Origin of the sequence: Streptomyces sp. NPDC032198 (genome assembly GCF_040636975.1) — a bacterium.
Lineage (GTDB): Bacteria > Actinomycetota > Actinomycetes > Streptomycetales > Streptomycetaceae > Streptomyces.
Genome location: NZ_JBEZVL010000003.1, coordinates 539537 through 563827, shown reverse-complemented (window position 1 = coordinate 563827; position 24291 = coordinate 539537). Strand labels below are relative to the sequence as shown.

The following is a 24291-nucleotide window of genomic DNA, read 5'->3' as shown; positions in this document are numbered from 1 at the left end:
CTTGCTGGGGTGTCTCGTCCGTGCAAAACTCATCAACAGTTGAGTTCACTGTTTGGTGAGTTTCCCTGTTCGGAAGGCGGGTGCGTGACCATGCGCGAACTGGTCGAGGCGATCGAGGCCCCGGACTCGGCGCCGGCCGATGTGGCGGCCCTCAGGATTCCCGACTCCTACCGCGCCGCCGTCCTGCGCAAGGAGGAGGCCGCCATGTTCGAGGGCGTCGAGCTGCGCGACAGGACCCCGGCCGACTCCCTGCACATCCAGGAGGTGCCCACTCCGGAACCCGGCCCCGGTGAGGTCCTGGTGGCGGTGATGGCGAGCGCGGTGAACTACAACACCGTATGGAGCGCCCTCTTCTCGCCCGTGCCGACCTTCGCCTTCCTCGAGCGGTACGGCAGGCTCGGCGGACTCGCGGCGCGCCATGACCTTCCGTACCACGTCATCGGCTCCGACCTGGCGGGCGTCGTCCTCAAGTCGGGCCCCGGAGTGCGGCGTTGGCATGCGGGCGAGCGTGTGGTCGCGCACTGCGTGTCGGTCGAACTCGAAGGCGCGGAGGGGCACGGCGACCCCATGCTCGACTCCGAGCAGCGCATCTGGGGGTTCGAGACGAACTACGGCGGCCTCGCCGAACTCTCCCTCGTCAAGGCCAGCCAGCTGCTGCCCAAGGCCGAACACCTCACCTGGGAGGAGGCGGCCTCGCCCGGCCTGGTCAACTCCACCGCCTACCGCCAGCTCGTCACCGGCAACGGGGCGGGCATGAAGCAGGGCGACAACGTCCTCATCTGGGGGGCCGCCGGCGGACTCGGCTCGTACGCGACCCAGCTCGCCCTGGCCGGTGGCGCCACGCCCATCTGCGTCGTGTCGTCGCCCGAGAAGGCCGGACTGGCCCGCAGCATGGGCGCCGAACTCATCATCGACCGCGCCGAGGAGGGCTACCGATTCTGGCGCGACGAGCACACCCAGGACCGCAAGGAGTGGCGCCGGCTCGGCGAACGAATACGGGAGCTGACCGGGGGAGAGGACGCCGACATCGTCTTCGAGCACCCGGGGCGCGAGACCTTCGGCGCGAGCGTGTACGTCGCGCGCAAGGGCGGCACCATCGTCACCTGCGCGTCCACGGCGGGCTACAACCACGAGTACGACAACCGCTACCTGTGGATGTCCCTGAAACGGATCGTCGGCTCGCACTGCGCCCACTACCGCGAGGCGTGGGAGGCCAACCGCCTCATCACCAAGGGCAGGATCCACCCCACCCTCTCGCGGACCTACGCCCTCGACGAGGTCGGCGCAGCCGTGGAGTCCCTGCACCGCAACGAACACCACGGGAAGGTCGGCGTGCGCTGCCTCGCGCCCGCCGAAGGGCTCGGCGTCACCGCACCCGAGTTCCGCGCACGCCACGAGACGGCCATCAACCGCTTCCGTACGGCGCCGCCCGTGCTGACCCAACTCCCTTCCCCGGAAGGGGCAGCGGCATGAGCGGCGACCACGACACACTCGGCGTGGTGGGCCTGGGCACCATCGGCTCCGCGCTCGCCCGCAGGGCCGCGCTCGGCGGGTTGCGGGTGATCGCCCTCGACAAGGACATGCCGACCACGCGCGTCCGGGTCACGTCACTCTTCGACGCGGCCCTCGCGGACGGGTCGGTCACCGCCGACGAGGCCCGCGCGGCCGGTGAGCGGATCCGATGCGCGGAGCGCTGGGAGGACCTCGCCGGTGCGGCCACGGTCGTCGAGGCGGTGCCCGAGCGGCGTACCGCCAAGGTGGACGTCCTGCGCGCCGTCGCCCGCGTCTGCCCGCCCGGCACGGTCATCGCCACCACGGCAGCAGCCCTCTCGCTCACCGACCTCGCGGCGGCCTCCGGTCGCCCCGGGCGTCTTGTCGGGCTCCAACTCCCGCTGCCCACAGCCGAGATCGCCGAGGTCGGCCGCACCGTGATGGCGGACGACGACGCCCTGGATCAGGTCGAGGACCTGCTGCGGCGGCTCGGACTGGGGGCGGTCCGCATCGGGGACAGGGCCGGACTGATCTCGGCGGCGCTGCTCTTCGGATACCTCAACCAGGCCGTCACCATGTACGACCAGCAGGTCGCGAGCCGGGACGACATCGACGCCGCGATGCGGTTCGGCTGCGGACTGCCGCTCGGGCCCCTGCAGTTGCTCGACGTCATCGGCGCGGACACCGCCTGCGACATCCTCGGCGTGCTCGCCGAACGGTGGAACGAGCCCGCGCTGCGGCCCGCCCGCCGACTGCGGCACATGGTCCTCGCCGGACTCCTCGGCCACAAGTCGGGGCGCGGCTTCTACGACTACCGGGGGACGACCGGCGAGGCCGCTGCCCCGCCCGGGCGGCCGTCCGGTTCGCCCGCCGTCCGGACGGTCGGGATCGTCGGGTCGGGCACCATGGCCGCCGGGATCGCCGAGGTCTTCGCGCTCGCCGGATGCGCCACCGTCCTGGTCGGCCGCACCGACGAACGCGCCAAGTCGGCCTGGCAGGCGGTGTCCCGCTCGACGGGCCGCGCCCTGAAGCGCGGCCGGCTCGACGAGGCGACGCGTGACGCCGCCCTCGGCCGGCTGACCCCCAGCAGCGATCTGGCCGAACTCGCCGACTGCGACCTGGTGATCGAGGCCGTGGCGGAGGACCTGGCCGTCAAGAAGCAGCTCTTCCGCGAACTGGGAGCGCTCTGCAGGCCGGGCGCGCTGCTCGCCACCACCACGTCGAGCCTGCCGGTGATCGAGTGCGGACTCGCCTCGGGCCGCCCCGCCGACGTACTCGGACTGCACTTCTTCAACCCGGCCCCGGTGATGCGCCTCGTCGAGGTGATCCCGTCCCTGGAGACCGCGCCCGAGCACGTGGCCGCCGCACGCGAACTGTGCCGCACGCTCGGCAAGCATCCGGTGCGGTGCACGGACCGGCCGGGCTTCATCGTCAACGCCCTTCTCTTCCCCTACCTCAACGGCGCGGTGCGGCTCGCGGAGAGCCACTACGCCACCGTCGACAACATCGACACCGTCATGAAGCTGGGCCACGGGTATCCGCTCGGCCCCTTCGAACTCCTCGACGTGATCGGCCTCGACGTCTCGCTGAGCATCCAGCAGATCCTGCACGCCGCCGACGGCAACCCCGCCACCGCGCCCGCGCCCCTCATGGAGCACCTGGTGACGGCAGGCAGGGCGGGGCGGAAGGCGGGGGCGGGGTTCCGGGTCCATGGGTGAGATGGCTGAGACGGAAGAGACGAGTGGGACCAGTGGGATGCATGTTGTGGCTGGCGTGACGGGAGGACATCAGATGGGTAAGGGCGTGCGCACCGACAGGGGCGCCGAGGGTCATCAGAGCCATCTGGGCGATCGGAGCCATCAGGACCACCGCAGGGCGGAGATCGACGACGGTGTCGACGCCATCGCGCGCGCCATGCTCGCCGAGCTGACCGGCTGGCCCGACATGGGTCCCTTCGTACGTGGGCTCTGCGCGGCCCCCGACGCGGGACAGCAGCTGCGAGAGGGCGCGAGCCAATGAGCCCCTCAACACCCCTGGCTGTGAGCCCTGTTCGGGAAGCGGCGGTGGCGGCCGGAGTGGCCGCCGCCCGGCTCGCCACCACCACCGGGGCCCAGCGCAACTCAGCGCTCCGCGCGATCGCGCAGGCCCTCACCGACCGCTCGCCGGAGATCCTGGCCGCGAACAAGCGGGACATGGACGACGCCCGCGTGGCAGGGCGCCCACAGGCGGTGCTCGACCGGCTCGGCCTCTCCGACGGACAGCTCGCCTGCCTCACGGACATGACGCGCGACGTGGCAGCCATGGCCGATCCGGTGGGCACGGTCACCAGCGGCTCCGTGCTGCCCAACGGCCTTGAGGTGCGCCAGATCAGGGTGCCCCTCGGTGTCGTCGGCATGATCTACGAGGGCCGCCCCAATGTCACCGTCGACGCCGCCGTGCTCTGCCTCAAGAGCGGCAACGCGGCGCTGCTGCGCGGTTCTTCGGCCGCCCGGCACACCAACGCCGCGCTGATCGCCGTGATGCGGGACGCGGTCGCGGACACGGCGGTGCCGGCCGACGCCATCCAGGCGGTACCGGGCACGACGCATGCCGCCGTACGCGAACTCATGTCGCTGCGCGGCCTGGTGGACGTACTGATCCCCAGGGGCGGCCGGGAGCTGATCGAGGCCACCGTGCGCGACGCGGCGGTCCCGGTGATCGAGACGGGCGTCGGGAACTGCCATGTCTACGTCGACGAGAACAGCGACGTGGAACGGGCGCTGCGCATCCTGGTCAACGCCAAGACGCAGCGCCCGTCCGTCTGCAACGCGGCGGAGACGCTCCTCGTGCACGAGGCCGTCGCGCCCCTGTTCCTGCCGCGTGCTCTCGACGAGCTCGCACGGCACGGGGTCACCGTGCACGGCGACGCACGCGTCCTCGTCCTCGCCGCCGCATCCGGTGTCCCGTCCGCCACCGGTGTCCCGTCCGCCACCGGTGCGCCGGTCGTCGCCGCCACGGAGGAGGACTGGGACCGCGAGTACCTCGCGCCGGACCTCGCGGTGGCCGTGGTCGACTCGCTGGACGCGGCGGTCGAGCACATCCGCCGGCACGGCACCGGTCACACCGAGGCGATCGTCACCGAGTCCCAGTCCGCGGCGCGCCGGTTCATCCTCGCCCTGGACACCGCGGTCGTCGCCGTCAACGCGTCGACGCGGTTCGCGGACGGCGGGCAGCTGGGCCTCGGCACCGAACTCGGCATCTCCACCCAGAAGCTGCACGCGCGGGGCCCGATGGGCGTGACCGCGCTGACGACCACGAAATACGTCCTGGTGGGCGACGGTCAGATCCGGTAGTTCAAGGAGGAACGGGCCATGCATGTACGCATCATCACCGCCACGGAGCCTTCCGGAAGGTTCCTGTACGAGGACAGGCGACCGAGGGATCTCTTCCCCCGGACCACCGCACCCGTGCCGCCCTGGCTCGGACTCGCGGGCTCCGATGACGACCCTGCGGAGACCCACATCGTGCGGGGCATCGACTGAGGGGGCAGGAGAGTCAAGCGACGAAGGCGCCCGCGCGAGATGATCGCGCGGGCGCCTTCAGCGTTTCCGTCCTGCGGGCCCGCAGGCCTGAGGTTCCTGCGGTCCTGCGGTCCTGCGGTCCTGCGGTCCTGCGGTCCTTCAGCGGGCGGCGTTCGTCACCGGCTCGGCCGCGGGCCGCACCCGTATGGTGATGCGCCGCGGTGCCGGTGGCGGCACCGGCTGCTGCCGCGCCACCCCTGCCGGGCCCGGGGCCTGCGGCAGCAGCACGAGGTCGTCGAGGCGCACCACCTCCGCCTCAGTGCCCTCCCGCTCGGCCCCCTGCATCCCGGACCGGCCCTGGAGCGGCCGGAGTTCACGGGCGTCGAGGCGCACCAGGCCTCGCGCGAACACCTGCCCGGCCGGGGAGACCAGCTCCACGGGATCGCCCGCGGCGAACTCGCCCTCGGTGTGCGTCACGCCGGTGGCGAGCAGCGGGCCCGCCCGCCCCACGAGGGCCGTGGCGGCGGACGCGTGCAGGTGCAGCGCCCCGCATGGGCTGCTCGCGTGCTCCAGCCAGAGCAGGTGGTCGGCGGCGCGCAGGCCCGTGCGGTGGAAGTAGGTGCCGGTGTCGCGTCCTGCCAGCGCGTCCATGGCGTGCCGGGCGGCGGTGAGGACCACCGGAATGCCCGCGTCGGTGGCGATGCGCGCGGCCTCGACCTTGGTGACCATGCCGCCGGTGCCGACGCCGGCGCTTCCGGTGCTGCCGATCTCCACGTCCGTCAGGTCGTCCGGGCCGTGGATCTCGCTGATGCGGCGTGACCCCGGGCGGTCCGGTGCGCCGTCGTACAGGCCGTCCACGTCGGAGAGCAGGACCAGCGCGTCGGCCCGCACCAGGTGTGCCACGAGCGCCGCGAGCCGGTCGTTGTCGCCGAACTTGATCTCGGCGGTGGCCACGGTGTCGTTCTCGTTCACCACCGGCAGCGCGCCCATAGTGAGCACCTGCTCCAGCGTGCGGTAGGCGTTGCGGTAGTGCGCGCGGCGGCTGACGTCCTCCGCTGTGAGCAGCACCTGCCCCACCCGCACCCCGTGCCGGGCGAAGGACGCCGTGTACCGGGCGACGAGGAGCCCCTGCCCCACGCAGGCGGCGGCCTGCTGCCGCGCCAGGTCGTGCGGACGGGCCGCGAGGCCGAGCGGGGCGAGACCGGCGGCGATGGCACCGGAGGACACGAGCACCACCTCGACGCCGGCGGCCTTCGCGCGCGCAAGGACGTCCACGAGCGCGTCCACCCGGTCGGAGTCGAGTCCTCCGGCGGCCGTGGTGAGCGAGGACGAGCCGACCTTGACGACGATGCGCCGGGCGGCGAGCACGTCGGCCCGCGGCCCGTGGGCAGAGCCCGTCACCGGGTCGCCGCAGTCGGTGTGCCGCTGTCCCCGGGGAGTTCGTGCGAGCCCTCGCGCAGCAGCGCGTGCACGGTCTCCACGACCAGGACCGGCTGTTCGTACGGCAGGTCGTGGCCGTGTCCCGGCACGGTCTGCAGGGTCGCGCCGGGTATCTCCGAGGCCAGGGCCCGTGCCTGGTCTGGCGGTGTGTAGCGGTCCAGTTCGCCCACCAGGACGCGGGTGGGGACACTGCCCAGGGCGCGGATGCGGCCCGCGCAGTCGTGGGCGGTCAGGGCCGAGTAGAACTCGGCGATCGCGAGGACGGGTACGTCACGGAAGGCGCGCGCGTTGGCCCGTACCGCCTCGGTGGTGGGTCCACGGCCGAACACCGCACGCCACAGGGGCGCCGTGGTCGGGTGGGAGAGCGGCCCGGTCAGGAGGCGGTGGACGGTTCGCGCCGCGCGGGGCGAGCGCAGCAGGTGGTCGGCGACCTTCTGCTGGGTCCGTGCGCGGCGGCGCGGCCCGGGGGTGCCCGGCGGCCCTGTCCTGTCGTTCAGGGCGGGCAGTGTCGCGCCCACTTCGTTCAGCGAGGTGGAGATCAGGCCCACGCCCGCCACCTCCGCACCGAACAGGGCGGGGCGGCGCGCGGCGAGTTCCTGGATGGCCATGCCTCCCATGGAGTGGCCGATCAGGATGACGGGCCTGCCGTCACGTGCCGCGTCGGCGAGCACCAGGGCCAGGTCGGCGCAGAGCAGTTCCATGTCGAGTACGGCGGTGCCGCGCGTCGACCGGCCGTGCCCGCGCTGGTCGAAGCTGATGGCGCGCAGGGCGGGGAAGCCGGGGCGCGGGCGGGTCAGGGCGTCGATGTGCGGGCGCCAGTCGAGGGCGGACATCGTCCAGCCGTGGCAGAGGAGCACGCCGAGCGGGGCGTCCGGGTCGCCGTGCGTGGAGACGGCGAGTTCGGCGCCGTCCGGTGTGCTCAGCGTGTGGACCTGGTGGCGTGGTTCGGCGAGCGCGGCGGTGCTCATGACGCCTGGCCGTGGTCGCCGGGCAGCGGCAGGGCCGAGACGTCGCAGCCGCAGGCGGAGGCGAACTCGGCCGTGCGCCAGGCGTGCTGGACCTGCCCGAAGGTCATGCCGAGCGCGGTGGCGATACGTGTCTGGCCCCACCCGCGGCGGCGCAGGAACCACACGTAGGCCGAGCGCTCCTGGGGGCGCGGCTTGCTGCGCCTGCCGCCGCTCTCCAGGAACTGGTGGAGGTTGCCGCTGATCGCGTGGAGTGTGCCGGCCACCCGCCGCAGCTCCCGGCGCTCCCGGACGGTGAGACCGCCCCAGATGCCCGCGCTCTCCTCGTGCGTGAGCGCCTCGTTGAGACAGGCGGCGGCCACCGGGCAGCGTGCGCAGAGCCGTTTGGCGGCCGCCTCCGACTCCGTGTCGTCCGCGCCCTGCCCGGACGGGAAGAAGGTGTCCGGATCACAGTCGCGGCAGGCCGCCCGCTCCACCCAGGGTGCCCCGAGCGTGTGCTGGTTCGCTGGTGCGTACATATCGGTCGGCCCTTCCTTCGCTTCATCGCGGCCCCGGACTATGCGGAACCGCCCCCTCAATGACCTGAAGACGACCATGGTGAGCGACGGCGGCCGCAGCGGCCCGCAGCCGTGGTGATGCCGTCCCACTTGCACCGACAATAAAGTCAACGCGTAATGATTTCAATGGGTGTTGAGTCTCTTCGGATGGCCTGAAGACGGCGCCGCCGACGCGTGGTCCCTGCATGGATCCGGCACGACCGCCGAGCCGGCCGAAGATGTCGCAGGTGAGGGGCCTCGGCTCGGCGGGCGTCAGGAATGTGATCGGGCGATGGTGGTGTCGCGCCCATTCTGTGGATTCCTCGCGTGTTGAAATCAAGTCTTGCTGGAGCCAACTCGCTTGGCGTACCGTCCCCATGGCTCGAACCAAACGGACCCGAAACGGGTCCCGGGGAGCGCAGACGGACGTGCCCGGGCCGTGCCCCGGTACCTGCCGACGCGTGCCCCAGCACCAGGCAGCCCAGATCCACGCTCTTGATCGCCACGCGCCATCGAGCTCGACGTTCTTCATCCGCGCTGTACGGCGCTCCCAACGGGGGGAGCACGGTCGAACACCTGGAGGGTGTTTTACGTGCGTTTACAACCATTGCGAGAGCTGACGAACGGACCGGCGGCCGCCATCCCCACAGATGTCACGGCGCCCCATGCCGCTCGAAGCTCGGGCTCGCGTTCAGTTCGCCACCGTCCGAGCGTCTTGGAGGTTCCCATGCCGGTCGTCAGCGCACCTGTCGTAGCCCTGCCCCGCCATCAGGTCGACACTGACGAACTCCTCAGCGTGCTGAGCGAGTTGTACGTCGATCACCCACGGCTCGAAGCCATCCACACGGCCATACGGGCCACGTCCGTCCGGTCGCGCTGGTACACACGCCCGCTGGCCGAGCAGTTCAGCACCGCGGTACCCGTCGTGGAACGGATGCGCGGCCACCTGCGCGACTCCCTCGACCTGGCGGACAGCGCGGCACGCCAGGCGCTGTTCGAGTCGGGTCTGGAGCCGGGGGACATCACCAACCTGGTGGTGACGAGCGCCACCGGACACACCATGCCCGGCCTCGACATCCACCTGATGGAGCGGCTCGGCCTGCCCTGCTCGGTCCGCCGGCTCCCGGTGACCCAACTCGGCTGCGGGGGAGGGGCGTTCGCCCTCACCCGGGCCAGGGACCTGGTCCTCGCGCGGCCCGACGCGACGGTCCTCGTCGTCTGCGCCGACGTCTACAGCCACTATCTGCACCCGGCCGACACCGGCATGGACGGCATGATCTTCAAGGGGCTCATCGGGGATGCCGCGGGCGCCTGCGTGGTGCGCGCGGAGTCGGACGGTCCGCACATGGAGCTCGGCGACCCCTGGGAGTACCTCCTCCCCGGCAGTCGTGACATCGTCGGCAGCTACGTCGACTCCGACGGGCTGCACGCGCACAATGCCCCGCGGCTGCTGCGGGCGGTGAAGGACATCGGGCCGCGCGTCAGGGAGTGGCTCGAGCGAACCGCGCCACCCGGAGCCGACGCGCGGCCGGGATTCGTGGTCTCGCACTCCGGCAGCCCGAAGATCCTGGACGCCGTGATGGCGGGCCTGGGCTGCGCACCGGAGATGGCGGACCTGTCCCGCGACTCCCTGCGCGAGCTCGGCAACGTCGGCTCGGCCTCGGTCCTCGACGTACTGGAGAGGACCTTCGCCAAGCCGCCCGCCGACGGTGAGCACGGGCTGCTGCTCGCGGTCGGCCCGGGCATCTCGCTCATCGCCTCGAAGATCACCTGGCGGGCCTGACGTGACAGCCGTCAACTGCCCTCGGGGGTGGGACAGTTGACAGGCCGGGGAACCCTGATCGAGGGTTCCCCGGCCTTCGTGTCCTCGTCCGTACGCGGCCGGTCAGTCCTGGCCGTCCGTACGCAGCCGGTCAGTCCTGGTCCTCCGAAGCGGCGTCCGGGAGGTCCAGCGAGGCGAGTCGCAGGTTCAGGGTGGGCGTCACCCAGCGGATGATGTCCTCGAAGTCCATCGAGGCCAGCGGCTCGACCTTGAGCACGTAGCGCACGATGGCCACGCCCGCCAGGTGCGACGAGGCGAGGGCCGAGACGATGGACGCGTCCGGGTGGTCCTTGAAGACCATCTGCCCGGCCCAGTTCTCGATGCTGGTCTCGATCCGGTCCCGCAGCAGGTCCGAGGTGGCGCTGTCGGCGAGACCGGCGCGGTAGATGGCGGTCATCGCATAGCGGGTCTCTTCGTGCTCCCAGAAGTTCAGGTACGTCCGGGCCAGCCATGCGGCGGTCCTGGCCGAACCGTCCGGCTGGGGTGCGTCGAACTCGTCGAAGGCGGCGGAGACGCTCAGCTGCGACTCGACCGCCGCGCGGAACACCCCCTCCTTGTTGCTGAAGAAGTGATGCACCAGCGCCGGATCCACCTGTGCTGCCTCGGCGATGGAGCGGATGGTCGTGCTCGTGTAGCCGCGGTCCGCGAAAAGGTGGAGCGCCGCGACGAGGATCTGCTCGCGCGTGCCGCTGTCGCCGGGCCGGCGGCCGCTGCGTGCGCGCAGCGGCCTCGACTTCTTCCCGGGGGGCGGCTTCTGGGGGGAGGGGGACTTTCGGGCGGACGTCGAGGGTCCGTCCGTGCGCCTGGGCGTCATGGAATCACTGCACTTCGGGGGAGGTCAGAGCGGGTAATTCATTGCGTAGTGAAAACATCCTAACAGGCGCTATCCGAGGACTCCAGACTCGTGCGTGGATCTTGGCGCGGAGCTGCGCCCCGCGCCGGTCGCCCGGCCGATGGTGTGTGTTGCCGGTGCGGTCACCGGGAGTTGGCGGGTCCGATCAGGGTCTGGCGCAGTGCGGGGGTGATCGTTTCGATCACCGTTTCGAGATCGGCCGCGGCGACCACCTCGACGCCGATCAGATGCCGGACGATCGCGGTGCCGCCGAGGTGGGCGCCGAAGAGCGCGGTCCGCAGATCCGCGTCCGGGCCGGGCAGCAGATGGTCGACCTGGCCGTTCAGTGACTCCGATATGCAGGTGCGCAGGACCGCGGACGCGTCCCGGTCGGAGAGTGCGATGCGGTAGACCTCCACCAGCGGTGACTCCTCGTCGCCGGGCTCCCACAGGGGCAGGTAGCTGCGGGCGAGGCGGGTCGGCAGGTCGTCGTCGATGCCCGCCGCGACCTCGGGGGCGAGCAGTCCGGCCACCTTGAAGGTCCGTTGGAGCAGGGCGGCGAAGACCGCGGCCTTGTCGGCGAACAGTGCGCGGGCGAGCTCCGGTTCGAGCCCCGCCGTCTCGGCGAGGTCGTCCAGGCTCGTCTGCCGGTAGCCGCGCTCGACGAAAAGGGTGCGGGCCGCGGAGACCAGGGCCTGGGCGGCCTCGGTTCGCTGGGTGTCCACGAGGCTCTCGCTGGTGATGGTCATGGTGCATCTCCCGTTGGTGTGTGGCATGGCGACGCTTGTGCTGATGGTGGCGTCGTCAAGGGGAGCGCCGTGTGGCGAGGCCCGTGCCTGACGGCCGCCGGGGTGCGGGGTGTGTCACCGCTGGATTATTTCATGATGCAGTGAACTCTACTGGTGTTGAATTAGTCAAGCACTTGCTCTGCGGGTCGAGTTGGGGCCGCTCTGGGTGAAGGATGCCGCGGCGGTGGGGGCTTGGCTGGCGGGCATGCGTGTGCGAAACTCCACAAGCGATGAGTTCATCGGGTGTGGAGTTATACGGGCCGGGTTGCGGCCCGAGTGGTGGCTCCCTCGACCACCCGAACAGCGCGGGCAGTCGACGCCAGTGAGAGCACCCCCAGTGGAACCGCGGTTCGCACCGCGCCGAGGAGGAATCGTGCAGTCGATCGGCATCGTCGGAGTGGGGTCCTACCTGCCCGAGGCCATCATCACCAACGAGGAGATCGGGCGCGGCGCCGGCGTGAGCGACGAGTGGATCGTCCGCAAGACCGGCATCCGTGAACGGCGCCGGGCGGCGCCCCACGAAGCCACGTCCGACCTGGCCGCCGTGGCAGCGCAACGCGCCCTGGCCAGGGCGGGACTGACGGCTGATCAGCTGGCCTACGTGGTGGTCGCCACCTCGACGCCGGATCACCCGCAGCCCGCCACGGCCGCCCTCGTGCAGAACCTGATCGGGGCGTCGCGGGCCGCGGCCTTCGACGTCAACTCCGTGTGCAGCGGCTACGTCTACGCGCTCAAGGCCGTCGAACGGATGCTGGCCGGCACGCCCGCCGACGAGCCGCACCACGGTCTGGTCATCGGCGCCGACATCTACTCCCGCATCCTCGACTACGGCGATCGGCGGACCGCCGTTCTCTTCGGGGACGGCGCGGGCGCCACGGTCCTCGGCCCGGTGGCGCCCGGCCTCGGCCTGCGGAAGATCTGCCTGACCTCGCGGGGCGACGCGCACCGGCTGATCGGCGTCGCCGCCGGGGGCAGCCGGCATCCGGCGTCGCCCGCCACCGTGACCGAGGGCGGCCACTACTTCCGGATGGACGGCCGCGGCGTACGCGACTTCATCCAGCGCACCCTGCCGGGCGAGATCAGCGGGCTGCTGCGTGGCGCGGGCGTCCCCGCCACCGCCGTACGGCACTTCGTCCCGCACCAGGCCAACGGCATCATGCTGGCCGACCTCTGGCCCGGCCTCGGCATGGACCGTGCCGCACAGCACCTCACCGTCGAGCGGTACGGCAACACCGGGGCGGCATCGGTGCCGATCACCCTGGCCGAGATGGACCGCGCGGGAGCGGCGGCACCCGGCGATCCGGTCGTACTCGCCGCGTTCGGCGGCGGCATGAGCATCGGCACGGCGCTGCTCACGTGGACGATGGCGACGGCAACCAACACCCGTCGCACTCGCCGGAGTTCAGCGGTGGCCGACGCCCTGTGCAACGTCCCCGACCTCCTCGCGGCGGGCGGCCCGTCGCCGCTGGCATCATGAGGGCGCCGAACGCGCGGGGCGACGCGTTGCAGCCGGGTGGGGCCGCGTGCGGCGGTCCGGCGCCCGGCGACCCGGCCGGCCCCCCGCCAGACGTATTCGCCCCGGACGCCCACGGCCGCGTTGCCCGGCTCCGGGCCATTCGGGAAATTGCCGAGAGTGGGCCTTCCGAGAAGGCCACTGCCGCTCAGCACGCCAAGGGGAAGTTGACCGCGCGTGAGCGCATCGACTTGTTGCTTGATGACGGCACCTTCCAGGAGGTGGAGCCGCTGCGGCGACACCGTGCGCAGGGCTTCGGGCTTGAGGACAAGCGGCCTTATACGGACGGTGTGGTCACAGGGTGGGGCGCCGTGCACGGCAGGACCGTGTTCGTGTACGCCCATGACTTCCGCATCTTCGGCGGCGCACTCGGCGAGGCGCACGCCGCGAAGATCCACCGCATCATGGACATGGCCATCGCCGCGGGCGCCCCGCTCGTCTCGCTCAACGACGGGGCGGGCGCCCGTATCCAGGAGGGCGTCACCGCGCTCGCCGGCTACGGCGGGATCTTCCAGCGCAACACCAAGGCCTCGGGCGTGATCCCGCAGATCAGCGTGATGCTCGGCCCGTGTGCGGGCGGCGCGGCCTACAGCCCGGCCCTGACCGACTTCGTGTTCATGGTGCGGGAGACGTCGCAGATGTTCATCACCGGGCCCGACGTCGTACAGACCGTCACCGGGGAAAAGGTGACGCACAACGGCCTCGGCGGCGCCGACGTGCACGCCACGGTCTCGGGCGTCGCGCACTTCGCGTACGACGACGAACAGAGCTGCCTGGAGGACGTCCGCTATCTGCTCTCGCTGCTGCCCCAGAACAACCGCGAGACCGCCCCCGCGGCACCCCCCGAAGACCCCGAGGACCGGCGGTGCGACATCCTCACCGACCTGGTCCCAGTCGACGGCAACCGCCCCTACGACATGCGCCGCGTCATCGAGGAGATCGTCGACGACGGCGAGTTCCTGGAGGTGCACGAGCGCTGGGCGACGAACGTCATCGTCGCTCTCGCGCGGCTCGGCGGACAGGTCGTGGGCATCGTCGCCAACCAGCCCCAGTCCCTCGCCGGCGTCCTCGACATCGACGCCAGCGACAAGGCGGGGCGCTTCGTGCAGCTCTGCGACGCCTTCAACATCCCGCTGGTCACCCTGCTCGACGTACCGGGCTTCCTGCCGGGCGTGGACCAGGAGCACGGCGGCATCATCCGGCACGGCGCCAAGCTCCTCTACGCGTACTGCAACGCGACCGTCCCGCGGATCTCGCTCGTCCTGCGCAAGGCGTACGGCGGCGCGTACATCGTGATGGACTCCCGCTCCGTGGGCGCGGACCTCGCGTACGCCTGGCCCACCAACGAGATCGCGGTGATGGGCGCGGAGGGCGCCGCGAACGTCGTCTTCCGGCGGCGGATCGCGGCGGCCGACGACCCCGAGGCGATGCGCGAGCAGATGGTCAAGGAGTACAAGTCCGAGCTCATGCACCCCTATTACGCCGCCGAACGCGGACTGCTCGACGACGTCATCGACCCCGCCGACACCCGCCGGGTCCTCATCGGCGCCCTGCGCATGCTGCGGACCAAGCACGCGGAGCTCGCGGCACGCAAGCACGGCAACCCGCCGCAGTAGCCGGCGGCCCACCCCACACCGCAGGAGGAGCACCGCCATGACCACCGCATCCCCCGCACAGCCCCTGGTCCGTGTCGTCAAGGGCGGCACCGTCCTCGACGAGGAACTCGCCGCCCTGACCGCGGTGTTGCTGTCCCGAGCCGCGGCGGCAGCACCGCAGGACGGCGATGAGCCCGGCACGGACTCCGTCTCCGTGGTCCCGCTGTGGGAGCGCCCCGGCCCGCAGGCCCCTTACCGCTCCCCAGTGAGCTGGCGCAACTAGACCGCCCTAGCCGCTAGTTGGCCCAAAGGGCGGTGAGCAGCGAAGGCGCGACCAGCTTCGCCAGCGCCTGTACGGGCAGATCGGCGATCGGCTCAAGCCGCAGCAGATAGCGGGCGAACGCCACACCGAGCAACTGCGCCGCGACCAGGCTGGTGTTGGACGCGGCGCGCTCCGCGCCGAGCACGCCCGTCAGGCTGCTGGTGAACTGCTGGTGCAGGATGCGCCGCAGCCGCTCCGCCGCCCGCTCGTTGGTCGCGGCGGAGCGCAGGAGCAGCCGCAGCGAGCCCTCGTCCGTGTCGTTCTCCCACGGGGCGAGGAAGTAGGTGACCAAGACGTACGGCAGCTGCTCCGGGGGCGTGCCGGTCAGGTCGGGGAGCCCCAGGTCGACGTCGAGAGCGGCGTCGAAGAGCTGGTCCTTGGTCCCGAAGTACCGCATGACCATCGAGGGGTCTATCGAAGCGGTGGCCGCTATGGCGCGGATGGTGGCCCGCTGATAGCCGTCGGCGGCGAAGTGCAGCCGGGCGGCGTACAGGATCGCCGCGCGCGTGCGGTGCGAACGTGTGGTCCCGCTGTGGTCCACGGCATCCCCTTTCTTGACCGGGCGGAAGCGGTGGCGGTGCGTGATGCGAGGTACGTGGTGGAAGCCGTGGTGGTACGTGATGCGTGAGCCGGCCGGGCGCGAGGCCTCCGTGGCGCGCACCCGGCCCTGATATGCGGGAGGCGTTCAGGCCTCGGGCCGCGAAGTCAGGCTCCCTTTGCTCTCCGTGCTCGCCGCGCTCTCCGCGCTCTCCTGGTCGTCCGCGCGCGCCTCCGGCGTGGGCATCGGCGCGGGAGCGTGCCGCTCGGGCCGTGCGGCCGGGGTCTCGTGCGTACGGCGGCTCGGCGCCGGGCCCTGGACCCCGCACCACCGGTGCAGGGCCTCGCTCACCCGGTCGTCGTCCGTGCCCGGCCCCTCCGGTCCCGCCACCCACGCGGCGTACCCGTCCGGGCGGACCAGCAGCAGCTCCACGCCCCGGAGTCCGGGCAGCGGTCCGGCCACCCGCACCGGGCTCACCCGCGAGCCCCAGTCCTCGGCGAGCGCGGCGGCCGCCCCGTCGGCGCTCAGGTCGACGAGGAGGAAACGCCCGTCCCGCATCAGCTCGTACAGCCGCACCGGCGGCGCGTCGGGACGGGGCACGCGCAGGTCGGGCACCCGCTGGCCGGCCCGGATCGCGAGGCCGCCGCCGCGGGCGCCGCGCGGTGCGTAGCCGGCGCGCAGTCCGCTGATCGCCTCGCCGGCCAGCCGCCGCGGCCCGCTGTGCGCGAGGAGCCGCGAGAGGACCGTGCGCCGCACGGTGTTGAGCGCGGGCGAGGGGTTCGTGGCCAGGCGCGTCGCCCGGTCCGTGGCGCGCAGGATCTGTTCGGCGTGCGGGCGGCGTTCCGCCTCGTAGGAGTCGAGCAGGCCCGAGGGAGCCCAGCCCTGCACCTCCGCGGCGAGCTTCCAGCCGAGGTTGACCGCGTCCTGGATGCCGAGGTTGATGCCCTGCCCGCCCAGCGGCGAATGCAGGTGGGCCGCGTCCCCGGCCAGCAGGACCCGCCCCGTGCGGTACTGGTCGGCGATCCGCTGGTGGATCTTGAACCGGGCCAGCCAGGTGGCGTCATGGGGCTCCGGGTCGAAGCCGAGCGCCTCGGTCAGCAGGCCGCGCAGCTCGTCCAGGGTCACCGGGTCACGCGTCCACGGACGGTCCCGGTGGGCCACCGCGAGCCGGTACAGGCCGTCGCCGTAGGGCACCGAGAGCACGATCCCGCCCCCGCCGTTCCGCAGGAGCACGGCCTCCGGCGGCGGCTTGCGCAGCCGCACGTCGGCGAGGATCGGCGCGATGTCGTACGTCCGCCCCCGGAACGCGATGCCCGCGAGTTCGCGTACGACGCTGTGCGCGCCGTCGCAGCCGACGACGAAGTCGGCGCTCTCCTCCCACTCCCCGGCCGGCGAACGCACCTGAAGGGTCACGCCCTTGCCGTCCTGGCCGAGGCCGAACACCTCCGCGTCCCGCTCGATGGTGACGCCGAGGTCGATCGCGCGCTGCTGGAGCACCGACTCGGTCCGGCTCTGCGGGATGACGTTGAGATAGGGGAAGCGGGTGTCGAGCTCGGCGAAGTCGACGACCGCGCCGCGCGCCGGGACCATGCGGCGCACCGGCCTGCCCAGGGCCACCAGGTCGTCGGCGTGGCCGCGCAGGTCGAGGACTTCCATGGTCCTGCTGTAGAGGCCCATCGCGCGGGACTGCTCGGACGGCGCGGTGCGACGCTCCAGGACCGTGCAGGAGATCCCGGCGGCGGCCAGTTCGCAGGCCAGGGCGAGACCGGCAGGCCCGGCCCCGACGACGATGACGGACTGCTGAGGGGCGCTGGTGGCCACGGGGTCCTCCTTGGACTTCGACGGCTGTGGCGGTAGCTGTGGCGATGACTGTTTCGGTGGCTGACGCGTACGAGGTTCATGGGGCGGCGGCGCCGGACCGCACGGGACGGCGGGGCGCGGGCGCCGCGCCCGGCGGCAGCCCGAGCCGCGCGGCCCAGGTGCCCGCGCCGAGCACGAGCGCCCCGAGCAGCAGCCAGCCCACCGGCCCCTGCTGGACCACGAGGAAGGTGATGACGAGCGGCCCGTACGTGTTGCGCGCGGCGTTGCCCAGACTGAAGAAGGCCAGATAGACCTGACGCCGGTCCTCGGGCGCGAGGTCGTAGGAGATGGCCCAGGCCCCCGCCTGCTGATGCATCTCCGCGAACGCCTGGAAGCCGACCGCCCCGAGGATCAGCGCCACGGCCGCCCACACGGGCACCGCACCGCTGACCGCGAGGACGCCGCAGCACACGGCGAGCAGCAGGCCGCCCCGCCGCAGGGCACGGCCGCCGTCCGCCGCGCTCTCGGTGCCCCGGGTGGCGCGGACCTGGAAGAGCACGACCACGACGGTGTTGAGGACGAGCGTCCAGGCGATGGTGCCGCGCGGGATGTCTTCGTGGGCGAGCACCCAGAGCGGCACGCCCGTGGTCAGCACCGTGACGTGCAGGCTGACCAGGGAGTTCAGCGTGGTCAGCGCGCTGAACCTGCGGTCCTTGAGGACGCTGAGGCGTTGCCGCCAGGGGAGCGGCCTGCCGCCGCCCGCGCCATGGCGTGGAGTCCGCAGCCGCAGGACGAGGAACGCGGCGAGCACGAAGGAGAAGCTGTTGGCGTAGACGATGGTCACGTACGCCGTGTCGCTCTCCCGCAGCAGCGCCGCCCCGGCCACCAGACCGCCCAGGGCGAGCCCCAGGTTCTGCAGCGACCGCGCGCGCCCCATGGCACGGACCCGCTCCTCCTTGCCCACGGCCGCCCCGAACAGCCCCTGCACGAGCGGCGATGCCCCGCGGTCCGCCACGGCGAGCAGGGAGACCACCACGAGGAACGCCGGGAAGCTGGAGGCCAGCGGATAGCAGAGCAGCAGCGCCGCCCGCACCAGGTGGGCGGCGACCAGCATCCGGTGCGGCCCGACCCGGTCGGCGAGGACCCCGATCGGCACGAGCGACAGGAACGACAGGGCGCCCGCGACGGACAGGCCGATGCCGACCTGGCCCGTCCCCAGGTCCAGGTACCGCGTGAAGAAGATGACGGACACGGCCATGTAGAGGCCGCTCCCGAGGGCGTCGACGAACACGGCGGCGAGCAGGCTGCCCGCCGCTCCGGGCAGCCCGAGCCGCCGTCCGCCGCGCGTGTGCCCCGTCGGCTCTGTCATGTCGCCCCCGTCTCTCTGCGCTTCCTCGCCCCGGTGCCGCATCGCTCAGTAGTAGTCGCGCATCAACTCGTCGGCCCACGTGGGCTGTCCGGTCTCACCGTGCGGCGCGAACTGCGTCATGTACGGCTTGATGTCCAGGACGGGTGTGCCGTCCACCGCGTCGAGTCCCAGGACGTGCAGGTCGAGGCCGTCCGTCTTGACCAGCCGGCAGCGTGATACGCCGATGCGGTTCGGGCGGTTCTTGCCGCGCTGGGCGAAGATGCCGGCCAGCGGCCACTGCGGGTTCCTGCGGGGGTGGCGGGCCCCGCGCTCCACCTTCAGCGGCGGCACCCGATGGAAGTGGAACACGACTTCGACATGCGAGAAGGAGTCGAGGCTGAGCAGAGCGTCCGGCCCGAACTGGCCCGCGTCCAGACGGATGACGGAGGCCACGGGGCCCCAGTGGTCGTCGACGAGTTCCGTGCGGTCGTTGTGCACGGTGGCGATCGGCACGATGCCGGCCACTTCCTCCGACGGCCCCTGCTCCTGTGCCTGTGTCTGCCCCTGCTCCTGCCCGTCGCCGTGCCAGATCTCGCCCCGCACCAGCAGCTCACCGGCCGTGGCGCGCCGCACCGTGAGGAAAACCTCCGAGCGGGGTACGCCGAGCAGGTCACCGAGGCGCTCCTGAAGCAGCCGCAGCAGACCGTCCACCTGGGCCCTGCTGTAACTCTCCTTGCAGACGACGAAGCCGACCGGGGCGGGAGCGCCGGGCCCCTGCCACTGCGGCCGGTGGAAGGAACCGGGCTCCAACTGCTGCCACCAGAGCCAGCAGTGGCCCGCCGGAATCCCGAGCAACTCGGTCACGGAGGCGGCCAGTTCGGCGAGTACGGACTCCCCGGGGCTCGGCGCGGGCGAGAACAGTCTGATGACCGGCATCTCAGCGCACCCCACGCAGCGGCTTGACGCCGATCACCATGCAGGTGCGTACGGGAATGCGGAACTCGTCGCCGTCCCTGCGGACCCCCAGGGCGTGCAGATGGCCGCTCGGTGCCTCGAAGAGCCGTTGGCGGATGGTCTGTTCGGCTTCCGGGCCCGACGAGGCGATCTCGCACCACCGTTTGATGGGCACGCCGGTGCGGCTCTCCGAGAGCGAGCCACGGGCCACCGGCACGTTCAGACCTGCGTCCTGGAAGAAGCGGACCCACTCCGTGAGCGTGTAACTGCGGTGGTGGGTCGGGTCGTGCAGCATTTCCAGCTCGTGGTTGAAGGCGTCGACCGCCGGGTCGCGATGCCCTTCGAGGTCGATGACGGCGAGCCGCCCGCCGGGCCTCAGGAGCCGGGTCATCTCACCCACCGCCGTCGGCATGTCGCGGAAGTGATGCGGGGCGAGCCGGGACACGACGAGGTCGAACGAGCCGTCGGGGAAGGGGAGTTCCTCGGCGAAGGCCTGTGCGGACTCCACCGGCGCCGACTGCTCGGCGGCGAGCTTGAGGAAGGATTCCAGCATGTTGGGCGCGGGGTCGACGCCGACCAGACGGGCCGGGCCCTCGTCGGCGAAGGAGAGCGCCAGGTGTCCCGCACCGCAGGCCACGTCGCAGATCTCTTTGCCGGTCTGCGGGCCGAGCGTCTCGTGCAGGGCCTCCATCGTGGGGCTCGACCTGTGCACCTCGCTGGTGGCGAAATTGTCGGCGATCTTGTCGAATCGCTGGCTGGAGAGCATGTTCTCGGCCTACTTCCTCTTCTTCCTCGGGCTTCGTCTTCCTCGGGCTTCGTCCGAACGCGCCGACGCGTCGAAGCGCTTCCATGGTCAGCGGCCGGCCGCGAGCGCGGTCAGCGCCGAGACCGGATCGGGCACCGGGCCGTCCGCGCAGGGGTGCAGCGTGTGCCCGAGCCCCTTGAACAGATAGACGTGTACGTCGAGTGCGTGCCGCCCGATGAGCCGGGCCGCCGACCACTTGCCGTACATGTCGGGGGTCAGGGCCACGGGCGGCAGGCCGTCGTCCGTCTCGGCGACGTAACCGATCAGGTCGAGGCTGCCGTAGACCAGGTCGAGGGTCTCGATCTGGCTGCTGAGGAAGGTGTCCTCCTCAAGGACCGTGCCGACCAGGACCACTCGGTCCGTCTGCCGCGGGTCACCGGACGTGAGCATCCGGAGCAGGGCCTGCCCGCCCAGCGAGAAGCCGATCAGGGTGATCGGTCCGACCGCCAAGTGCTCGTGCGCACGCAGGAGTTGGCCGAGCCGGTCGGCGCGGGCCAGGGAATCGGATTCGTCGGCGGGCCGTCCGCGGTCCCTCGCGGGCATGTCGCAGGTGAGGACCTGCGCCCCGCCCGCCACCAGACGGTACGTCAGGTCCCGCAGCAGGATGTCGTCGCGGCCCTCCCCGTCGAGGGCGCCGACGCTGCCGGGCCCGGCGAGCAGCACGGTCGCGTTCGGCGGTCCCGCCGGGAACGACCGCCGGGTGCGATAGGCCGCCCCCGCGGGGTCGATCCGCCACTGAGTGCGTTCCTGTACGGCCACGGGATCACCGACGGCAGACGGCTTCGGCGAAACCGCCGACGCGCTGGTGGAAGTAGACACTGATGATCTCCTCGTGCAGCGCCTCGCCGTCCAGGGTGGGTGCGACGCTCTCGGTCGTGCCCGGCACCGGTTCCACGAGTCCGCGTTCGATCAGTTCGTCGAAGACCGATGCGAACGGCTCGTCGCGGAACAGCTCCACGCCGAACCGCCTCCTGAACCGCGCCGCGTCGATCGGCTGGTTCGCCTTGAAGGCGAAGCCGAGGACCATGCCGATGGCCTCGTGGCCCACCAGGCGCCGTCCCGAGGCCAGGGGGAGCCCCGGCCCTTCGCGCAACCGGCGGGCGTACGACGAGATGTCGGCGATGTTGTGGGTCTGCACGATCTCGTCCCCGTCACCGGTCAGCCAGCCGTACGCGCCGGGGCCGATGGCGATCATCGAGTCGTGTCGCTGCCACTTGTTGCGGGAGACCCGGGGGATGTTGCCGTCGGGATAGACGCCGGGGCGGTTCCACCAGCCGCAGGGGCTCGGGTGGTATCCGCCGTCCAGGAGCGTCTCGACGATGGCCTCGCGCATCTCATACGTCTCGCCGAGGGCGGGGAAGCGGTGCTCGTCGTTCAGCCGCGCCTTGACGCTCTCGACGTTCCACAGGGCGCGGTTGCCGATGCCCATCTTCGCGCGATCGGCGTTGCGCAGGCGGTAGATGGTGATGGTCGGGACGTCGAGGCCGGCCAGGCGCCGGATGCCGTCGGCGACGGTGGCCACGCTCTGCTGCGGCAGGCCGAACATCATGTCGACGTTGAACGGCCGCCCCGTGGCCCGCAGTTTCTCCACCGCCGTGAGCGACATCGCGGCGTCATGGCCGCGCCCCGCGAAGGCGTTGACCTCGCTCTGCAGGGACTGGACGCCGACACTGAAGCGGTTGAAGCCGATGGCGCAGGCCTCGGCGAGCTCGTCGTGCTGGAAGTTGTCGGGGTTGCCCTCCAGGGAGATCTCGCAGTCCTCGGAGAGCGTGTAGCGCGTGCGTATGTGCCGTACGAGCCGGGCGAGTTGCTCCGTGCCGAGCAGGGACGCGGTGCCTCCGCCGAAGTACACGGACTCGATCCGGGCGGCGGACAGCCAGGGGGAGTGGGCCAGTTGACGGTCCGACTCGTCGAGCAACAGATCGGTCCAGACGCGCGGCGCCCGGTCGCCCTCGGGCCCGTCGGGCACCTTGCGCTTGACGTAGTTGCAGAAGTGACAGATGTACGCGCACAGCGGCACATGGAAGTAGAGATGCGCCGGACGTCCGGCCCCCGGATGGTTCCGCAGGGCGTCGGCCACGTGCTGATCCGTGAGCTCCTCGCCGAAGTTGGCGGTCACGTTGATGTTGTAGTCGTCCTGGCCGATCCGCAGCGCCGGGTTCTCCTGGAGCAGTCGCGCGAGCCCGGTGCCGGGGCGGAGGGTGGTGGTGCTGGCTGAGGCGGTCTTCTCCATGCTCGTCGCGACCTCGTCTCTGGTGACGGGATATGGACCGGAGGGGTGGCCGGCGCGGCCGTCCCGGCCCGGCCCCGCCTCAAGGGCGAGGCCGGTGCCGGGCGGCGGTGCGCCGGGTCACGGGACGTGTGAGGCTCAGACCTCGACCTCGATGACCGTCGCCTCGGTGACGGTGGTGGCCTCCACCAGCGTCTCGGCGGGCGCGGTGGCCGAAGCGGCGCCGACGGCGCTCAGCGTCACGCCCTCCTGCCCCGGCTCCAGATGTATGCGGATGACCTTCTTCTCCTCGGCTCCCATGATCTTTCCCTTCGGTGGGGCGGCTCGGTGGTGCCGCCGTTGACAGGGGCCCGCTCACGTCGTCGGGAGCGGGGGCAAGAGGGCGCTCCGGCGGCTAACGCGGGGTCAGCGTCAGCCGTACGTCGCGCTGGGCGCGCCCACGCCAGTAGCGGCCGGAGCGCAGGGTGAACTCCTGGAGGTACTCGGTGGCCCCGCAGCCCTTCGGGTCGCCGGTGATGTTGCGGGCGAGGGGCGGGCAGCGGAACTGGCACCAGATGTCCTCCTGGGCCACCGGGCACTGGCCGCAGACGGAGTGGTCGCTGAACTTGATGTCGCGGAACTCGTCGAAGCCGTGCTCCCAGATGTCCCTGAACGACCGCTCGGTGATGTTGCCCGCGCCGTAGAGCTGGCCGGACATGCAGTTGCTGCACGGGTACACGTCGCCACGGCTGTTCACATAGACGACGGAGCGGCCGCACTTCTCCTGCCCCACGGCACGTTCGAGGCGCTGGCAGAACTTGATGGTGTCGACGCCGCGGATCTCGTCCGCGGCGCGCCGCCCGGTTCCGTTCCCGCCGCTTCCCGTGAGGGTGCCGCTCTCCTCGCCCGGGCCGGTCCCGTCGCCCGCACCGGCCGCCGCGTATCCCGGATCCGACGAGTACCGCTCCATGCACCGCTGGTAGACCCCGAAGACCTCATCGACGTCCTCGGGCCTGAGCAGCATGTCCGGGTGGAGCAGGGCGCGGCCCACCGGATGGGTCTCCAGCCACTGGGGCCGGGGATAACCGTGCTCGGCGCACCAGTCGAAGATCTCCTCGGCGTCGTGGATGTTGTTGCGGTGCACGGAGATCGCGGTGCGGAACACATGCCCGTGCTTGCGCATCATCTCGAAGGCGCGCTGCAGCTTGGGGAAGTCCATCTTGCCGCGCACGGTGCGCTCGGGGTCGGCGGTGTCGAAGCTGATGAAGAACGACTGCCCCGCCGGGATCTCGGCGAGCCGCTCCTCGGTGATGAGCAGCCCGTTGGTGAAGATCTGCGTGCTGAACGGCTTGCTGCGCGCATGCCGGATGATCTCTCCCGCGTCCCGGTGCGAGAAGATCTCACCCCCCGTCAGAAACACCTGGAGCACGCCCATGTCGGCGAAGTCGTCCAGAAGCCGCTTGATCCGCGGGGTGGATATCTCGTCGGGCCGCTTGAGCGCGGAGTCCGCGTAGCAGTGCCGGCAGCGCAGGTTGCAGAGGTTCGTGGTCTCCACGAACGCGATGGCGGGCGCGGACAGATGGAACCGCTCGAGCTCCACCAGCGGATCGGTGAGCACGTGGCTCATCAACTCGGCGGAGGAGACGGGGCTTCCCGCGTTGTGACGCAGGATCAGCTCCCGGGCGGGCGCCGCCAGGAACTCGACGTGCCCGTCCGGCAGGAGAGCGACGAGGCCGCCGTCGTTCATCTGGAAGGGGATCTGTTGCACGAGCGAGCCCTGCCTCTCCTGGTCGTAGGGGGCGCCGTGGGGGCGGACGAACATCAAAGTCAACA

General features: G+C 71.5%; 23 protein-coding genes. 9 read left to right on the top strand and 14 right to left on the bottom strand.

The genetic code is table 11. From position 1 onward, the window contains the following. The first annotated feature begins 90 nt into the window (after positions 1–90). The 5 genes from ccrA (at position 91) to AB0E78_RS10515 (ending at position 5012) form a co-directional block, all read left to right on the top strand. Positions 91–1473 (top strand): crotonyl-CoA carboxylase/reductase, encoded by a 1383-nt coding sequence (ccrA, locus tag AB0E78_RS10535; protein ID WP_361830470.1) that lies wholly within the window; start codon positions 91–93, stop codon positions 1471–1473. Further along, positions 1470–3209, top strand: a complete 1740-nt coding sequence (locus AB0E78_RS10530; protein WP_361830300.1) for a 3-hydroxyacyl-CoA dehydrogenase NAD-binding domain-containing protein — start codon at positions 1470–1472, stop codon at positions 3207–3209. Before ccrA ends, AB0E78_RS10530 begins: the two co-directional genes overlap by 4 nt. Before the next feature lie 73 nt (positions 3210–3282). After that, positions 3283–3510 (top strand): hypothetical protein, encoded by a 228-nt coding sequence (locus AB0E78_RS10525; protein WP_361830298.1) that lies wholly within the window; start codon positions 3283–3285, stop codon positions 3508–3510. Next, positions 3507–4823, top strand: coding sequence for a glutamate-5-semialdehyde dehydrogenase (locus AB0E78_RS10520; RefSeq protein WP_361830297.1), 1317 nt, complete (start codon positions 3507–3509; stop codon positions 4821–4823). The genes AB0E78_RS10525 and AB0E78_RS10520 overlap by 4 nt, the downstream gene beginning before the upstream one ends. An 18-nt stretch (positions 4824–4841) precedes the next feature. Beyond that, a complete protein-coding gene (locus AB0E78_RS10515) occupies positions 4842–5012 on the top strand; it encodes a hypothetical protein (protein WP_361830295.1) in 171 nt (56 codons plus the stop codon). Positions 5013–5150: 138 nt separating this feature from the next. On the opposite strand, the gene proB is transcribed toward AB0E78_RS10515, so the two are convergent. The 3 genes from proB to AB0E78_RS10500 are packed head-to-tail and all read right to left on the bottom strand — an operon-like array spanning position 5151 to position 7914. Continuing rightward, positions 5151–6392 carry a glutamate 5-kinase gene (proB, locus tag AB0E78_RS10510; protein WP_361830293.1) on the bottom strand — a complete coding sequence of 414 codons (1242 nt, stop codon included), beginning with the start codon at positions 6390–6392 and terminating at the stop codon, positions 5151–5153. Continuing rightward, a complete protein-coding gene (locus AB0E78_RS10505; protein ID WP_361830291.1) occupies positions 6389–7399 on the bottom strand; it encodes an alpha/beta hydrolase in 1011 nt (336 codons plus the stop codon). Before AB0E78_RS10505 ends, proB begins: the two co-directional genes overlap by 4 nt. After that, positions 7396–7914: a WhiB family transcriptional regulator gene (locus tag AB0E78_RS10500; RefSeq protein WP_361830290.1), complete on the bottom strand. Its 519-nt coding sequence runs from the start codon at positions 7912–7914 to the stop codon at positions 7396–7398. The genes AB0E78_RS10505 and AB0E78_RS10500 overlap by 4 nt, the downstream gene beginning before the upstream one ends. 745 nt (positions 7915–8659) lie before the next feature. On the opposite strand from AB0E78_RS10500, the gene AB0E78_RS10495 reads away from it, so the two are divergent. Continuing rightward, a complete protein-coding gene (locus tag AB0E78_RS10495) occupies positions 8660–9715 on the top strand; it encodes a PhlD (RefSeq protein ID WP_361830289.1) in 1056 nt (351 codons plus the stop codon). A 130-nt stretch (positions 9716–9845) separates the two neighbouring features. Here AB0E78_RS10495 and AB0E78_RS10490 read toward each other — a convergent pair whose 3' ends face one another. Then, positions 9846–10568, bottom strand: coding sequence for a TetR family transcriptional regulator (locus AB0E78_RS10490; protein ID WP_361830288.1), 723 nt, complete (start codon positions 10566–10568; stop codon positions 9846–9848). 161 nt (positions 10569–10729) lie between these two features. Continuing rightward, positions 10730–11335 carry a TetR family transcriptional regulator gene (locus AB0E78_RS10485; RefSeq protein ID WP_361830286.1) on the bottom strand — a complete coding sequence of 202 codons (606 nt, stop codon included), beginning with the start codon at positions 11333–11335 and terminating at the stop codon, positions 10730–10732. Between the two features lie 412 nt (positions 11336–11747). Here AB0E78_RS10485 and AB0E78_RS10480 point away from each other — a divergent pair, with 412 nt between their 5' ends. The 3 genes from AB0E78_RS10480 to AB0E78_RS10470 all read left to right on the top strand — a co-directional run bounded on the left by AB0E78_RS10480 (position 11748) and on the right by AB0E78_RS10470 (position 14765). Continuing rightward, positions 11748–12851, top strand: coding sequence for a ketoacyl-ACP synthase III (locus tag AB0E78_RS10480; RefSeq protein WP_361830284.1), 1104 nt, complete (start codon positions 11748–11750; stop codon positions 12849–12851). 137 nt (positions 12852–12988) lie between these two features. Then, on the top strand, positions 12989–14503 hold the full coding sequence (locus AB0E78_RS10475) for an acyl-CoA carboxylase subunit beta (RefSeq protein ID WP_361830469.1): 1515 nt from the start codon (positions 12989–12991) through the stop codon (positions 14501–14503). Between the two features lie 37 nt (positions 14504–14540). Continuing rightward, positions 14541–14765 (top strand): acyl-CoA carboxylase subunit epsilon, encoded by a 225-nt coding sequence (locus AB0E78_RS10470; protein ID WP_361830283.1) that lies wholly within the window; start codon positions 14541–14543, stop codon positions 14763–14765. 13 nt (positions 14766–14778) lie between these two features. Here AB0E78_RS10470 and AB0E78_RS10465 read toward each other — a convergent pair whose 3' ends face one another. From AB0E78_RS10465 to AB0E78_RS10425, 9 genes are all read right to left on the bottom strand, one after another. Next, positions 14779–15465 carry a TetR family transcriptional regulator gene (locus AB0E78_RS10465; protein WP_361830281.1) on the bottom strand — a complete coding sequence of 229 codons (687 nt, stop codon included), beginning with the start codon at positions 15463–15465 and terminating at the stop codon, positions 14779–14781. A gap of 24 nt (positions 15466–15489) precedes the next feature. After that, positions 15490–17163, bottom strand: coding sequence for an FAD-dependent oxidoreductase (locus AB0E78_RS10460; RefSeq protein ID WP_361830279.1), 1674 nt, complete (start codon positions 17161–17163; stop codon positions 15490–15492). 76 nt (positions 17164–17239) lie between these two features. Beyond that, positions 17240–18511: an MFS transporter gene (locus AB0E78_RS10455; RefSeq protein WP_361830277.1), complete on the bottom strand. Its 1272-nt coding sequence runs from the start codon at positions 18509–18511 to the stop codon at positions 17240–17242. Positions 18512–18556: 45 nt separating this feature from the next. Then, a complete protein-coding gene (locus AB0E78_RS10450) occupies positions 18557–19006 on the bottom strand; it encodes an SAM-dependent methyltransferase (RefSeq protein WP_361830466.1) in 450 nt (149 codons plus the stop codon). Positions 19007–19427: 421 nt separating this feature from the next. Continuing rightward, positions 19428–20210, bottom strand: a complete 783-nt coding sequence (locus tag AB0E78_RS10445; RefSeq protein WP_361830275.1) for a class I SAM-dependent methyltransferase — start codon at positions 20208–20210, stop codon at positions 19428–19430. A gap of 87 nt (positions 20211–20297) precedes the next feature. After that, on the bottom strand, positions 20298–21008 hold the full coding sequence (locus tag AB0E78_RS10440) for a hypothetical protein (RefSeq protein ID WP_361830273.1): 711 nt from the start codon (positions 21006–21008) through the stop codon (positions 20298–20300). A 4-nt stretch (positions 21009–21012) separates the two neighbouring features. Further along, positions 21013–22482, bottom strand: a complete 1470-nt coding sequence (locus tag AB0E78_RS10435) for a radical SAM protein (protein ID WP_361830272.1) — start codon at positions 22480–22482, stop codon at positions 21013–21015. 135 nt (positions 22483–22617) lie between these two features. Beyond that, on the bottom strand, positions 22618–22779 hold the full coding sequence (locus AB0E78_RS10430; protein ID WP_361830270.1) for a hypothetical protein: 162 nt from the start codon (positions 22777–22779) through the stop codon (positions 22618–22620). A 94-nt stretch (positions 22780–22873) separates the two neighbouring features. Then, complete coding sequence (locus AB0E78_RS10425) at positions 22874–24280, bottom strand: radical SAM protein (protein ID WP_361830268.1); 1407 nt, start codon at positions 24278–24280, stop codon at positions 22874–22876. Between the last annotated feature and the right edge of the window lie 11 nt (positions 24281–24291).

Bases quoted from the DNA above. Each gene is read 5' to 3' on its own strand.
- ccrA (WP_361830470.1), top strand. From the start codon at position 91: ATGCGCGAACTGGTCGAGGCGATCGAGGCCCCGGACTCGGCGCCGGCC.
- AB0E78_RS10530 (WP_361830300.1), top strand. From the start codon at position 1,470: ATGAGCGGCGACCACGACACACTCGGCGTGGTGGGCCTGGGCACCATC.
- AB0E78_RS10525 (WP_361830298.1), top strand. From the start codon at position 3,283: ATGGGTAAGGGCGTGCGCACCGACAGGGGCGCCGAGGGTCATCAGAGC.
- AB0E78_RS10520 (WP_361830297.1), top strand. From the start codon at position 3,507: ATGAGCCCCTCAACACCCCTGGCTGTGAGCCCTGTTCGGGAAGCGGCG.
- AB0E78_RS10515 (WP_361830295.1), top strand. From the start codon at position 4,842: ATGCATGTACGCATCATCACCGCCACGGAGCCTTCCGGAAGGTTCCTG.
- AB0E78_RS10505 (WP_361830291.1), bottom strand. From the start codon at position 7,399: ATGAGCACCGCCGCGCTCGCCGAACCACGCCACCAGGTCCACACGCTG.
- AB0E78_RS10500 (WP_361830290.1), bottom strand. From the start codon at position 7,914: ATGTACGCACCAGCGAACCAGCACACGCTCGGGGCACCCTGGGTGGAG.
- AB0E78_RS10495 (WP_361830289.1), top strand. From the start codon at position 8,660: ATGCCGGTCGTCAGCGCACCTGTCGTAGCCCTGCCCCGCCATCAGGTC.
- AB0E78_RS10490 (WP_361830288.1), bottom strand. From the start codon at position 10,568: ATGACGCCCAGGCGCACGGACGGACCCTCGACGTCCGCCCGAAAGTCC.
- AB0E78_RS10485 (WP_361830286.1), bottom strand. From the start codon at position 11,335: ATGACCATCACCAGCGAGAGCCTCGTGGACACCCAGCGAACCGAGGCC.
- AB0E78_RS10470 (WP_361830283.1), top strand. From the start codon at position 14,541: ATGACCACCGCATCCCCCGCACAGCCCCTGGTCCGTGTCGTCAAGGGC.
- AB0E78_RS10455 (WP_361830277.1), bottom strand. From the start codon at position 18,511: ATGACAGAGCCGACGGGGCACACGCGCGGCGGACGGCGGCTCGGGCTG.
- AB0E78_RS10445 (WP_361830275.1), bottom strand. From the start codon at position 20,210: ATGCTCTCCAGCCAGCGATTCGACAAGATCGCCGACAATTTCGCCACC.
- AB0E78_RS10435 (WP_361830272.1), bottom strand. From the start codon at position 22,482: ATGGAGAAGACCGCCTCAGCCAGCACCACCACCCTCCGCCCCGGCACC.
- AB0E78_RS10430 (WP_361830270.1), bottom strand. From the start codon at position 22,779: ATGGGAGCCGAGGAGAAGAAGGTCATCCGCATACATCTGGAGCCGGGG.
- AB0E78_RS10425 (WP_361830268.1), bottom strand. From the start codon at position 24,280: ATGTTCGTCCGCCCCCACGGCGCCCCCTACGACCAGGAGAGGCAGGGC.